The organism is Peribacillus sp. JNUCC 23 (assembly GCF_053653995.1).
This window is the reverse complement of sequence record NZ_CM132202.1, coordinates 2,862,746-2,876,509: the sequence shown is the minus strand read 5'-3', so window position 1 is coordinate 2,876,509 and position 13,764 is coordinate 2,862,746. Positions and strand designations below refer to the sequence as shown.

General features: G+C 39.6%; 12 protein-coding genes. 7 read left to right on the top strand and 5 right to left on the bottom strand.

The window, feature by feature from the left end; genetic code table 11:
• Window positions 1–177: 177 nt before the first annotated feature.
• Entirely contained in the window at window positions 178–1,299 is a 1,122-nt protein-coding gene (locus JNUCC23_RS13940) for a tripeptidase T (protein ID WP_403070338.1), read from the top strand.
• A 119-nt stretch (window positions 1,300–1,418) separates the two neighbouring features.
• Window positions 1,419–2,675 (top strand): DNA polymerase IV, encoded by a 1,257-nt coding sequence (locus JNUCC23_RS13935; RefSeq protein ID WP_062178305.1) that lies wholly within the window; start codon window positions 1,419–1,421, stop codon window positions 2,673–2,675.
• A gap of 184 nt (window positions 2,676–2,859) precedes the next feature.
• Here the strand turns inward: JNUCC23_RS13935 and JNUCC23_RS13930 are convergent, their stop codons facing one another.
• The 3 genes from JNUCC23_RS13930 to zwf all read right to left on the bottom strand — a co-directional run bounded on the left by JNUCC23_RS13930 (window position 2,860) and on the right by zwf (window position 5,720).
• A complete protein-coding gene (locus tag JNUCC23_RS13930; RefSeq protein WP_403070342.1) occupies window positions 2,860–3,225 on the bottom strand; it encodes an ArsR/SmtB family transcription factor in 366 nt (121 codons plus the stop codon).
• Window positions 3,225–3,656 carry an SRPBCC family protein gene (locus JNUCC23_RS13925; protein ID WP_454211974.1) on the bottom strand — a complete coding sequence of 144 codons (432 nt, stop codon included), beginning with the start codon at window positions 3,654–3,656 and terminating at the stop codon, window positions 3,225–3,227. The genes JNUCC23_RS13930 and JNUCC23_RS13925 overlap by 1 nt, the downstream gene beginning before the upstream one ends.
• Window positions 3,657–4,217: 561 nt before the next feature.
• On the bottom strand, window positions 4,218–5,720 hold the full coding sequence (gene zwf, locus JNUCC23_RS13920) for a glucose-6-phosphate dehydrogenase (RefSeq protein ID WP_454211972.1): 1,503 nt from the start codon (window positions 5,718–5,720) through the stop codon (window positions 4,218–4,220).
• A 544-nt stretch (window positions 5,721–6,264) separates the two neighbouring features.
• On the opposite strand from zwf, the gene rnz reads away from it, so the two are divergent.
• The 5 genes from rnz to JNUCC23_RS13895 all read left to right on the top strand — a co-directional run bounded on the left by rnz (window position 6,265) and on the right by JNUCC23_RS13895 (window position 11,339).
• On the top strand, window positions 6,265–7,218 hold the full coding sequence (rnz, locus tag JNUCC23_RS13915) for a ribonuclease Z (RefSeq protein ID WP_062178316.1): 954 nt from the start codon (window positions 6,265–6,267) through the stop codon (window positions 7,216–7,218).
• Window positions 7,219–7,504: 286 nt separating this feature from the next.
• Window positions 7,505–8,323: a squalene/phytoene synthase family protein gene (locus tag JNUCC23_RS13910; protein ID WP_454211970.1), complete on the top strand. Its 819-nt coding sequence runs from the start codon at window positions 7,505–7,507 to the stop codon at window positions 8,321–8,323.
• A gap of 164 nt (window positions 8,324–8,487) precedes the next feature.
• On the top strand, window positions 8,488–9,498 hold the full coding sequence (locus JNUCC23_RS13905; RefSeq protein ID WP_454211968.1) for an ABC transporter substrate-binding protein: 1,011 nt from the start codon (window positions 8,488–8,490) through the stop codon (window positions 9,496–9,498).
• 46 nt (window positions 9,499–9,544) lie between these two features.
• Window positions 9,545–10,570, top strand: coding sequence for an ABC transporter permease (locus JNUCC23_RS13900; RefSeq protein WP_403070358.1), 1,026 nt, complete (start codon window positions 9,545–9,547; stop codon window positions 10,568–10,570).
• On the top strand, window positions 10,545–11,339 hold the full coding sequence (locus JNUCC23_RS13895; RefSeq protein WP_403070361.1) for an ABC transporter ATP-binding protein: 795 nt from the start codon (window positions 10,545–10,547) through the stop codon (window positions 11,337–11,339). Before JNUCC23_RS13900 ends, JNUCC23_RS13895 begins: the two co-directional genes overlap by 26 nt.
• A 169-nt stretch (window positions 11,340–11,508) precedes the next feature.
• Here the strand turns inward: JNUCC23_RS13895 and JNUCC23_RS13890 are convergent, their stop codons facing one another.
• Window positions 11,509–12,279 carry an energy-coupling factor transporter transmembrane component T family protein gene (locus tag JNUCC23_RS13890; RefSeq protein WP_454211965.1) on the bottom strand — a complete coding sequence of 257 codons (771 nt, stop codon included), beginning with the start codon at window positions 12,277–12,279 and terminating at the stop codon, window positions 11,509–11,511.
• Window positions 12,280–12,291: 12 nt separating this feature from the next.
• The gene (locus tag JNUCC23_RS13885) at window positions 12,292–13,752 is read right to left on the bottom strand and encodes an ABC transporter ATP-binding protein (RefSeq protein WP_062178335.1); all 1,461 of its coding nucleotides are present in this window, start codon (window positions 13,750–13,752) and stop codon (window positions 12,292–12,294) included.
• Window positions 13,753–13,764 lie beyond the last annotated feature (12 nt).

Genomic DNA, 13,764 nt, shown 5'->3' with positions numbered 1-13,764 from the left:
AACACGATATCTTGCGGGTACCGAACCATTAGCGATATACTAGGAATGTTGAAGTAGTTATACTTCATCAATGGGGACTTTGCTGTTACCTGTAATAAAGTGAAGGTCCCTCATTGGAATTTTTCCGATTGAGAAATGAATTTGATCAGGTATATACATATAGGAGGTTTTGTTGAAATGGTGAATGAAGAACGCATTGTAAAGGAATTTCTTGAATTGGTCCAAATCGATTCAGAAACGAAGTTTGAAACGGAAATTGCCAAAGTTTTAAAAGAAAAATTCACGGCTCTAGGTGTGGATGTTTTTGAGGATGATACTACCGCTGTTACCGGTCATGGAGCTGGCAACTTGATATGCACGTTGAAAGGAACGAAAGAAGGAGTGGATACAATTTATTTCACTTCACATATGGATACGGTCGTTCCTGGGAATGGAATTAAACCGTCCATTAAAGATGGCTATATCGTCTCTGATGGTACAACGATTCTTGGAGCAGATGATAAAGCAGGTCTTGCGGCGATGCTTGAAACTCTTCGTGTATTAAAAGAGGAAAACATTCCGCATGGTACGATCGAATTTATCATCACGGTAGGCGAGGAATCTGGACTAGTCGGTGCGAAAGCTTTAGACCGTTCACTTGTTACAGCTAAATACGGGTATGCACTAGATAGCGATGAAAAAGTTGGGAATATTATTGTAGCTGCTCCAACTCAAGCAAAGATCTTTGCCAAAATGTACGGGAAAACAGCTCACGCTGGCGTTGCCCCTGAAAAAGGAATTTCCGCTATTACGATGGCAGCAAAAGCGATTGCGAAAATGCCGCTTGGAAGAATCGATGAAGAAACAACTGCGAATATCGGCTATTTCAGAGGTGGACAGCAAACAAATATCGTGTGTGACTTTGTGGAAATTTTGGCCGAGGCTCGCTCTTTAATCCCAGAAAAAATGGAAGCCCAGGTTGAGAAAATGAAACAAGCGTTTGAATCTATTGCATCTGAAATGGGTGGAAAAGCTGAAGTTGAAGTAACGGTTATGTATCCTGGCTTTAAATATGGCGATGGCGATCATGTTGTTGAAGTAGCCAAGAAAGCAGCAGCTAAAATCAACCGCCCATCAAAGCTTCTTCAAAGCGGTGGTGGCAGTGATGCAAACGTCATTGCTGGCTTCGGCATTCCAACAGTAAACCTTGCTGTCGGCTATGAAGATATCCATACAACCAATGAAAGAATTCCGGTTGAAGAATTAACAAAATTAACGGAAATGGTCCTAGCTATTATCGAAGAAGTAGCAGGAAAATAATCGAACGAAAACATGACTGGAATCTGAGGCATCTTGGATTCCGTTTTTTATGGGAAATAATCTGGGAAATGGGGTCTGACCCCTAGTATATCTGTTGTTTGTAAGGAAGTGACAGTTGAATGGAAGGGATGTATCCGAAAAAGGGAAAAGTAATCCTTCATGTGGATATGAATAGTTTTTTTGCATCAGTAGAGATGGCGTATGATGCAGGGCTTAAGGGTAAGCCACTTGCAATCGCTGGGAATGTTGAGGAGCGACGTGGGATTATAATCACGTGTAGCTATGAAGCAAGGAAATTTGGTGTGAAAACGACGATGCCGATTTGGCAAGGGAAAAAGCTGTGCCCTGAGCTTCTTGTATTGGAGCCAAACTTTGATCGATATCGGAAAACTTCCATCGCAATCTTTGAACTGATGAGACAATATACAGAACTGGTAGAACCGGTTTCAATTGATGAAGGGTATCTGGATATCACAGGTTGCTCGGAACTTGGCTCGCCTGTTGAAATCGCTGAAAGTATTCAAAAACGGATTTTTGAGACGATGGATTTGCCTTGTAGTATCGGTATCGCTCCGAATAAATTTCTAGCTAAAACGGCTTCAGATATGAAGAAACCGATGGGCATCACAATTCTGAGAAAACGAGATGTTCCGTTGAAACTTTGGCCTCTCAATGTTGGTGAAATGCACGGAATCGGCAAGAAAACGGCAGAGAAGCTTAATGGTGTCGGGATCAAAACAATCGGTGATCTTGCTAAAGCGCATGATGTAACACTCAGGCATGCTCTCGGTATTAATGGACTAAAATTAAAGGAACGGGCTACTGGAATAGACGGGCGCGCAGTTGACCCTGAATCCATATTTGACAATAAAAGCATTGGCAACTCGATGACTTTACCAAAGGATCTAACGAATCAGAAAGAATTAATCGATATATTAGAGCAACTTTCAACAAAGGTAGCACTTCGGTTGAAAAATAAAAAATTAGTTGGGCAAAAGATTGGCGTGACCATTCGCTATAAAGATCGCCGGACGATAACGAGAAGCAGGATTGTCGAGAACCCTTTTTTCGAGAAAGCTGATATCCATCGGCTTGCAGTCGAGCTGTTTAAAAAGCATTGGAATGGAGAGAAAGTTCGTCTGCTTGGGGTGACGGCTTTCGATGTAATGGATAAAGAAGATGCCTATAAACAACTAGATTTATTTTCCTATGAAAAAGATGCAGAAGAAGAGCCACTTTTCCAAGCTATCGAAAAGCTGAAAAGTAAATACGGTAAGGAAATCATAAAAAAAGGGGTCGAAGCAGCTGAAAAGAAAGGCCAAGCTGAGACAAGTTTTAGTAAGGATTTTCTCGATAACTTGCGCTTAAAGGAATAAAAGAACGGATAAAGGATGCGTAACGATCACTACGAGGAAGTCATAAGGGTCAGACCTCGCACACTAAATCAGTAAGTAGTGTTTCATACACTTATCTTATCCTGTATTTAGTTGTTGCGGGGTCTGACCTTTGCTTTTGACACCCCGTTAACTCTATTGTGAAACAGATATTAACTAGCTTTTCCTACAGTTTATCTGGATCTGTTTTAATGACTTTTAAATCCGTCTCATTCTGATTTTCAACAATATGTTTAAGCATGGATAATTTATTATTCCAAAATTGTTCGAAATATGAAAGCCATTGTTTCAATTCATCCAATGATTCTGGTTGTAAGCGAAAACGTTTTTCTCTACCTATTTTTCGTCCACTGACTAGTTCTGCTTCTGAAAGAATATGAAGATGTTTAGCGATAGCTGTCCGACTCATAGGGAAATGCCCGGTGATTTCTAAAATAGATAATTCTTTTTTTGCGAGTAATCTAAGAATATCTCGCCGTGTAGGGTCAGCAATCGCTTGAAATACATCATGCTTTTGTACGGATGCAGACACTAGTTTTGAACAATCTTTCTTAACTTATCAAGAATACCTGTCCAACCTTGATCCATTGTGTCACGAATAATGGAACTTTTCGCATTCGCTTTCGGAAGGATATAATCAGGGTTTTTCCATCCCCCGTGAATAAGTGTAAACTCTGTCTTATCTTCGACTTCTTTTAAAATAAATGAAACGACCCATCCATCTTCATCCCATGTAAAAGAAAGTCGATTTGGCGAATCTAATTCAATGACTTTGCAGGGCGATGGGCCGAATGGCGATTGTAAATGGAATTCATGTCCGATGATCGGCTGAAAATCATTGGGCATGAACCATGAGGCAATCCCTTCTGAAGTTGAAATCGAATCCCATACTTTTTGAATAGGCGCATCAAAAACGACTGTTTGCTTAATATCTTGAAGTGTAACCTGATTATTTTCTATCAATATAATTCTCCTTTTTGTATCAATATGAAACCAAATGGTTTTGTTTTTTTGAATTATATAACACCCATTGGTTTCGTGTCAAGGGTAAAAGAGGCTGACCCAGAGCGAAAGGGTCAGGCCTCACAATTATATAGATCACAAGAAAAATTTCATATTACTTCTATCATCAATAGCGTTACCTTTTTGATAGTCACTAATCAGGTGAAATAGGATTAAGTACCTAGTGTGAAATAGGGATTTTGGGATTTGAAAATTTTGGTGTATATCAGATAATGTAATCAATATAGGGAATTTAGTAGCGAAGCAGAAGGTGCAATATAGACACAACAAGGAGGGAGCCTAATAGGATGAACGCTATCTGGATTACTGGAGCGGTGTTTTTATTTTTTATTGCCTTGGAATCAGGAATATCTTATTGGATTAATTTAGAAAAGGCTAGGTATGTAGATGGGGAACAACATGAATAACAAGAGGGTGTCCCCAAAAGGTCTAACCCTGCATGTGCAAAGATTATGGGTCTGACCTTTTCGTTATGGGACAGGCTCTTGTTTTTTCTTCATTTTAATTATCGATTTCTAGATTTTCAACCGGCCACCAGAAATGCCCGTCTTTTTCCAGCAGTTCATCGGCACATTTGGGTCCTACGCTTCCAGCAACATAATTCGGGAAGGTTTCATCTTTCGTGTTTTCCCATACTTCCGAAATGATGTCAACGAATTTCCAAGATAGAGCGACTTCATCCCAGTGGGTGAAATTGGTGGCATCACCACGCATACTGTCGAATAATAACTTCTCATAGGCTTCAGGGGTATTCATTCGGTCAATGCTCGTATTGGAGAAGGATAGTCTTACAGGTTTCGTTTTCATTTGGTTACCGTTTTTCTTAGCGTTTAAGAGTAATGTAATTCCTTCCTCTGGCTGGATATGGATGACAAGTAAGTTAGGATGGACATTTTCTTCTGGTTCCTTGCTATAGTATAAATTCATTGGAATATCTTTGAATTGGACAACAATTTTCGTTGATTTCACATCCATGCGTTTTCCAGTTCGAATATAGAATGGTACTCCTGCCCATCGGAAATTATCAATGAGTAATTTACCCGCCACATATGTTTCGGTATTGGATTCAGAGTCGACCGACGACTCATTTCGGTAGCCAGGAAGTAAGGAATCTAAAACAGCACCCTCACCATATTGACCACGGACAAAGAAAGTTTCAACTTCTTCTTTCTTCATGGGACGTAGTGAACGCAATGCACGTGCTTTCTCGCTACGAATTTCTTCGTCCGTCAATTTGATTGGCGGTTCCATAGCAAGTAGGGCAACCATCTGCATAAGATGATTTTGGACCATATCACGAAGCGCTCCACTGGTTTCATAGTAACGACCTCGTTCCTCAACCCCAAGCGTCTCGCTAGAAGTCACTTGGATATTGGATATGTACCGATTGTTCCAAAGCGGTTCAAACATTGCGTTCGCAAAGCGAATTACCTCAATATTTTGGACCATTTCTTTTCCGAGATAATGATCAATTCGGTATATCTCATCTTCAGAGAAGGCTGTGCGAATTTGTTCATTAAGTGCTTGAGCTGATTCAAAGCTAGTCCCGAATGGTTTTTCAATCACGAGTCGTTTGTAGCCCGGCGTATCTGTCAAGCCCTGCCCTTTCACTTGCTCAGCAATTGTACCAAAGAATTCTGGAGCCATTGCTAAATAGAAAATTCGATTTCCTTTCAAATCATATTGTTCATCCAGCTTATCGGCAATTTCTTTTAATTCGATGTAGGATTCTGACCTACTCACATCATGGGAATGATAATAAAAATGTGAGGCAAATTCATCGACGTTTTCATGGCTGTCAGCAAAGGTCATAACAGAATCTTTAACATTTTCTTGAAATTGAGCATTTGTTAATGGTCTTCTAGCTACACCAACAACAGCAAATTTCTCCATATTTTCTTTTTGAAACAATCGATAAATAGATGGGAATAGTTTTCGTTTGGCCAAATCTCCGGTGGCTCCAAAAAGGATAATTAATGCGGTCGGTTTATTAGTTGGAATCACTTGCATAACCTCACTTTTCTAGTAACAACAGTAAAAATGTTGTTTTGATAATTCATATATTCAACTATAAAGATACATGTAAGTGAACGCAATTTAATTGCACGAATATTCAATTTTTAATAAGGGGATTCAGAATTGCATCAACTGAATTTCTTCTTTCTCCTAAAGGATACCCATAACTTAACTGTAGTATTTATCCCGGTTAAACAGGCTGTAGGTATTTATTATATTGAAAGAAATCCAGTAGTGAATGTTAAACAGCCTGTAAAACCCCGATTGGTGAGATACAGTGAAACTTACCGATGCGTGAGCGAAGGTTTAGTTGAGGCCCACAGGAAGTGGGTCACACAGATGTTGCCGCAGGACGCGGCGTACTTAGTCTGTGATTCATTGAATCTTAGTTCGTAGTGTCGCTTTATCGAAGCGATAGCTTGCGATTTAGCGACACTAGAACGGGACTAACCATCAGTGAAAAACCTCACTGATAGAAGTTTCACTTTATGTTATAATATATGAAGGAAAAAGATGCATCGGAGGTAATATTTTGGATTTTGTTTTTTTAGGGACAGGTGCAGGTGTACCTGCCAAAGCTAGAAATGTGTCGGCTATCGCGCTTGAATTGCTGGAAGAGCGAGGAGTGGTCTGGTTGTTCGATTGTGGGGAAGCTACTCAACATCAAATATTAAAGACATCTGTTAAACCACGCCGAATTGAGAAAATTTTCATTACGCATTTACATGGTGACCACATATTCGGTTTGCCTGGACTGCTTAGCAGTCGTTCTTTTCAAGGAGGGACTGATGACTTAACTGTATATGGTCCGAAAGGGATTGCAGATTATATTCAAACAAGTCTTTCCATAAGTGGCACCCATCTTAAATATGTTCTTTCCGTTGTAGAGATAGAAGAAGGCATCGTCTTTGAGGATGATCAATTTACGGTTTCAGCCTTAGCGCTTGATCATGGAATTCTTTCTTACGGGTATCGGATTGTAGAAAAGGACAGACCCGGGACCTTGCTTGCCGATAAGCTGAGAGATGAAGGTGTAGCACCTGGCCCCATTTTTAAAGCTATTAAAAACGGGGAAAATGTTACACTGGAAGATGGACGCGTTTTATATGGAACTGATTATCTTAGTGAACCGAATAAAGGAAGAATCCTTACGATACTTGGCGATACGAGGACGTGTGAACAGTCTATACAGCTTGCGGAAAATGCGGACTATCTTGTTCATGAAGCAACTTTTTCGGCGGATGAAGGGGAGATGGCATTTGATTATTTTCACAGCACGACTGCCCAAGCTGCAAAAACAGCAAAACTAGCGGGTGCCCGTCATTTAATTTTGACACATATTAGTGCCAGGTATATGGGGGAAGACATCGCAGTACTGCAAAACGAAGCGTGTGAAATTTTTCAAAACACGGTAATTGCAGAAGATTTACTCCAGATAAAGATACCTTTGTATGTAGAAAAACAAGGGGAGTCTATTCTTGAATAGCCCTCTTTGTGTGGTATGATAAAGTGAAACATCCATCAGTAGGGTCTTTTTTTCACCACCGATGGTTAGTCCCGTTCTAGTGTTGCTAAATCTTCGATAAAGCGACACTACGAACCCGATTGGTTCAACTAAGCAACTCTAGGTAAGTTTCACTGTATCTCACCAATCGAGGATATACAGGCTGTTTAACACCCACTTGATTCCATATAAAGAGAGTAATACAGCCTGGTAAACTGGGATAAAAGATTTAGAAAACGAAAGTTGTACATAAAAAAGGAGCTTTAATATGAGCGAAGAAAAAGATTTACAAAAGAAGGCCCATGATTTTTTAGTGCAAACGAGCCGAACCTTTGTCATTCCAATTAGCCAGCTTCCTTCTGGACTACAGGAAACGGTGGGCGCAGCGTATTTATGCATGCGTGCAATCGATGAAATTGAGGACCACCCTCAGCTCCCAGCTGAGATAAAAAGTAAATTATTAATAGAAATCAGCAAGTTGTTGAGAAATGGATACAATCGTGAGAACCTGCTGAAAATTCTCCTTCCTTATGAAGCTTCCCTACCGGACGTTACGTTATTTCTAAATGATTGGATTACGCTTTGTCCTGAAACGATCGTAGACAAAGTACTTGATGCGACGGCAGAAATGGCAGAAGGAATGGCTAAATGGGTCGAGTTGGACTGGCAGATTCAAAATGAAGCGGATTTGAATGAATATACCTATTATGTGGCTGGTCTTGTTGGAACGATGTTATCGGATCTTTGGAAATGGCATGATGGTACAGAAACAAACAAAGAACTTGCCATAGCCTTTGGGCGTGGACTTCAAACCGTGAATATTCTTAGAAATAAAGCTGAAGACGCAGAAAGAGGCGTGAACTTTTTCCCAGATGGTTGGGAGTTCGAAGATATGCTTCAGTTCACTGAACAGAATTTAAAGCGCGCTAATTTATATTTGGCAGATATTCAAACAACATCGATCCGCCATTTTTGTGAAATCCCATTAGCATTTGCCCACGCTACTGTCACAGCGTTAAAGGATGGCAAAGAAAAAATCAATCGCGAAACTGTTACCGACATTGTAACGAAAATTGTTGGTAGCTAATGAATATCGAACCGTTCAAGTTCACTATCTTGAACGGTTTTTTTATTTGTTATTTTAAAATATTATCGGAAAAATTAGAATTGTATTGTAATTAGTCTAGGTATTTGGGTATAATTTATTTCAACAAAGCATAAAAGCAATAAAGGAAATAGGGGGATATATTTATGAGAAACACATGGTTTAAAACAGCAGCGACCGCTTTAGCGGCAAGTGTATTGTTAGTAGGGTGTGGAAGTGATACTAGCAGTTCTGGCGATTCTGGAGAAACGTCTAAAGAAAAAACCTATCAAATTGGTGTGTCTCAATTTGTGCAGCATGCTTCACTTGATGAAGCTTATAAAGGGTTTCAGGAAGCATTGAAAGATAAAGGAATCAATGCAAAATATGACCCACAAAATGCGCAGGGAGATCAAAATAACACATTAACGATTTCGCAAAATTTCGTAGGCAAAAATGTAGATTTGATATTTGCTAATTCTACGCCAAGTGCTATGGGAGCATTAACTGCAACAAAGGACAGTAACAAGGACATCCCAATTGTCTTTACTTCTGTAACTGACCCAGTAGCAGCTGAACTAGTTGAATCTCTTGAAGCACCTGGAGGAAACATTACTGGAACAACAGATGCGCATCCTGATGCGATTGCTAATTCTGTGAAGTTTATGGCAGAAGAGCTTGGTGCGAAAACGATTGGAACAGTCTATAATTCCGGAGAACAAAATTCAATCGTTCAGATTAATATGTTAAAGGCGGAAGCAGACAAACATGGAGTTAAAGTAGTTGAAGCTCCAGCTGCGACGTCTGCTGATGTGAAGCAAGCCACTGAATCACTCGTTGGCAAAGCAGATGCCTTCTTTATCATAACAGATAACACGGTTGTAGCAGCGCTTGAATCGGTTATTATGGTTGCTAATGAAAAAGATATTCCGCTGTTTGTTGGAGAATTGGATTCTGTTGGACGCGGTGGATTTGCGGCATATGGTTTCAGTTACCACGATATCGGGTATGAAGCAGGGGAAATGGCTGCAGACATTCTATTAAACGGAAAAAAACCTTCCGAGCTTCCGGTTCAATATCCGCAAAATCTTAAACTTGTCATAAATGAAAAGGCAGCGAAGGAAATGGGAGTCGAATTGAAGGAAGAATGGAAATCAGAAGCTGAATTTATTAAATAAAAATTAAAAACATCTAAGTATAAGCTTCTAAGAAAGGGATGAAAGGATGCCTACAGCAATCTTTAGTTCATTTGAATCGGGACTGATTTATGCAATCATGGCTCTCGGCGTATATTTGACATTTCGGATTCTTGATTTTCCAGATTTAACAGTGGATGGTAGCTTTGTAACGGGAGCAGCTGTCACGGCAATTATGCTTGTAAATGGCTACTCGCCAATTATCTCAACGGTAGCAGCCATACTAGCAGGTTTTGCAGCTGGTTCGATTACAGGTCTCTTGCATACAAAGGGGAAAATCAATCCGCTACTTTCTGGGATCTTGATGATGATTGCCTTATACTCGATTAATTTACGAATTATGGGCAAATCTAATATTCCGTTATTTTCGGAATCAACGATCATTACGAGTGTTAAGGAAATTTGGGCAAAAACAGGATTGGATGCCTTCTTCAATAAAGGAATGGAACTGCTAGGACTTGGAAATTCTGTTCCGAGCACATGGGCGATTATATTTATTATGCTCGTCATTTCACTAGTCATAAAATTTGTCTTATCGCTATTCTTAAAAACAGAAATTGGGCTTGCTATCCGCGCTACTGGTGATAACCAATCGATGGTGAAAAGCTTTTCCACCAATACTGATAACATGAAAGTGCTTGGACTTGCAATTAGTAATGCACTAGTCGCTTTCTCTGGTTCTCTCATCGCCCAATACAATGGCTTTAGCGATATTGGCATGGGGATTGGCATGATTGTCATTGGCCTTGCTTCTGTTATTATCGGTGAAGCGATCTTTGGAGCAAAAACGATTGCACGAGCTACGCTTGCTGTGATTGGCGGTGCGATTGTATACCGACTTGTCGTTGCACTCGCGCTTCAAGTTCAATTCTTACAAACAGGGGATGTAAAATTAATCACCGCAGCGATTGTCATCGGTGCCTTAATCATTCCGCAGTTAAAGGATAAGCAGAAAGAAAAAAGCATGAAGAAGAAACGCTTGAAAGAACTGCAATTGCAGCAAACATTGGTGAAGGGGGCAAAAGAGGTTGCTACAGCTAAATCAGATATATAAAGTGTTTAACCAAGGAACTCCAGATGAAAAGCTAGCGCTAAAATCTCTCGAGCTTACCCTTGCAAAAGGTGAATTTGTGACCGTCATTGGTAGCAATGGTGCCGGTAAGTCGACACTAATGAATATGATTTCCGGAAAGCTGATCCCTGATGCAGGTTCAGTGATCATAGATGGTAAAGATGTTTCGCCGGTTGATGAGTATGTGCGAAGCAAAATGATTGGTCGTGTTTTCCAAGACCCGATGGCTGGAACTGCGCCACATATGACGATTGAAGAAAACTTGGCAATCGCTTATGGCAGAACGAATAAAAGAGGTTTGCGATTTGGCGTCACGAAAAGTCGTCGCAGCTTTTATAAAGAAAAGCTCGAGACGCTACACCTCGGATTGGAAAACCGGATGAATGCGAAAGTAGGTATGCTTTCAGGCGGTGAACGGCAGGCATTGTCACTATTGATGGCGACCTTCACGAATCCGAAAATACTGCTTCTTGATGAACATACAGCAGCACTCGATCCATCACGTGCCGACCTTGTTACTAACCTAACAAAGGAGATTGTTAGTCAAAACAATCTAACGACATTAATGGTTACGCATAATATGCAACAAGCCCTTGATCTTGGTACTTCCTTAATTATGATGGATAAAGGTCAAATTATCTTTGAAGCAAGAGGCGAAGAAAAGCAAAAGTTAACCGTAGAGAAGCTTCTTCATGAATTCCAACGAATCAAAGGTGAAAAAATGCTGAATGATCGAGCGGTATTGATTTAAAAAAGGAAAATGTTATTATGATGAATATAGAAGCAGTGAGATATTTTTGAAATCTCACTGCTTTTTTTATGGAGATGTGGGTCGAATATCTTAAGTCGATGTATGTATGCGATCTATAAGTTCAACCATTCAACATCCTTTAAAAAAGATCGTTGGTATATCAAAAACATCAAATCCCCTTAACCGCTCCATAATACCCTGCCAAAAGTAAGATGACAAAATATAAAATGAATACAAGATCATACTTAGAAAAACCGATTTCGTAATAATACGTTCGGTTCTTCGTATCGGAAAAACGCTTTGCTTCCATGGCCACAGCGATCCGGTGTGCACGTCGGATACTCCCTGATAACATCGGGATGGCATAAGCTTTCATTTTAAAAAAAACGGATTGTATCCCTGTTTGTCTGACCACTCCTCGCACTCTCATAGCATTTTGGATCGTTTGAAATTCTTCCAGCATGATCGGAACTAATCTCAAGGCGGCCATAAAGCTATAAGCATATTTAGGGTTGAGTTTGACTTGTTGCATTAAAGAATAGAACAGATAGACGGGTCTCGTAGTTAAGGCAAAGGTTAGTCCTAGTACTGCAAATAGTAATGCACGAAAACCAACAAGAAGTCCTCTAAAAAAGCTTTCTTCGGTAATATGAATAAGCCCCCACTTAAACCAAGTGGTGTTTCCTTGTCCAAATAAAATCATCGAAGAAGAAGTCGATAAAAATACAACAAAAAAAGGAATGAAAAGTAATAAAATTCGTTTGAGCGGCTGTCCTGTAAAACACAAGAATAAAATCAAGACGATAACCGTAAAGTTCATCATAAATAGTAAATCATGAACTGATAACACAACGATACACAACATCATTAATACGAATAACTTAAGGCTAGGATTAATCCGATGTAGCCATGTTTCTTTACTTGAAAAATCTAATTGCATGATGTTCCTCCATTACACGGATACTAATTCAGTCTTCATATTCATACTTTGTATTTCATCGCTGATCACTTTCCCAGCATCGATGGTCCAAATTCTTGTTGCAAAGTTGTTTGTAATCTGTTCATCATGGGTAATCATGATAATCGTCGTACCTTTTTGTCTGAGTTCTTCCATCCATTCCAATAATGCAAAGGTGTTTTTGGAATCTTGGCCAAAAGTAGGTTCGTCTAAAAGAATTAGCTTTTGTTCCTTTACAATCGATGCAGCTACACTTAAACGACGTTTTTGCCCCATCGATAACTGATATGGGTGTTTATTACGATGGTCTACTAGCCAGAACCGTTCTAGAAGTTCTTCGACTTTACCTTCTATTTCTCGGGTATCCTTTTTGTCTATCTTTAATGAGTAGGCGATATCTTCATAGACTGAATTTGCGACAAATTGAAATTCGGGATTTTGAAACACAAATGTCACGAGATCCGCATGTTTTTTTCCTTTTTTTATCGGGCTTCCTACTAATTCACAATGTCCTGTTGTTTTGATAAATTGCATGAAAGCATGTAAAAGAGTGCTCTTGCCGGCTCCATTTTCGCCTTTTATAACAATCCATTCACCTGAATAAGCTTGCAAATGATCTACCCGGATTTTTTCTTCCTTTTGCCTAAAACCTTTAAAGCTTTGCACATCTAATACTTTCTCCTTTTTTTCAAAGGGCGTCCTCGAACGTAAGAGGGAGGTAGTTTCTAGATACTCTTCCCAAATACCTGGAAACCAGATTCCTTGTTCCCTCATTTCATTTTGATACGTTGATAAGATTTCTTCTTTTGGTCCATCGGCTATAATCTGTCCTTCTTCATTAAAAAGAATGATTCGTTCAATGAATTCTAGGACATGATCAATTTTATGTTCTACAATAATCAATGTTTTTTCTTGGCCGACTTCTTTTAATACATTCCAAATCTCTTTCGTTCCTTTAGGGTCAAGCATCGCTGTTGGTTCATCTAAAAATAATACGTCTGGTTTTAGGGCCAAGATCGATGCTATAGCTAAGCGTTGTTTCATACCTCCAGATAGTGTTTGAATGTTAGTATGAATATCTGGTAGAGATAAGCCGACCTGCTGTAAGTGATGATGGATTCGCTCAATCATTTGTTGTTTTGGAACGTTCATATTTTCAAGAACGAATGCAATTTCTTCATCAACAAAAGGCATGCAAAACTGACTATCAGGATCTTGAAAAACATACCCCCATGAAGAGGGACATAAAAGTGCCTCAGCTTTCATGGGAACGTCAATCGAATGAGGAATTAAGCCGCTTAAAACTTGTAAAAGCGTCGATTTTCCACAACCTGATGGCCCGAGAAGGAGAACTTTTTCCCCTTTGTAAAAGGTAGAAGATAAGTCCTTAAATAATAAGGACGCATCTCCAGGGAATTTCAATCGTAACTTTTCAACATGTGCAATTCGTTCCATAGTTATCCACCC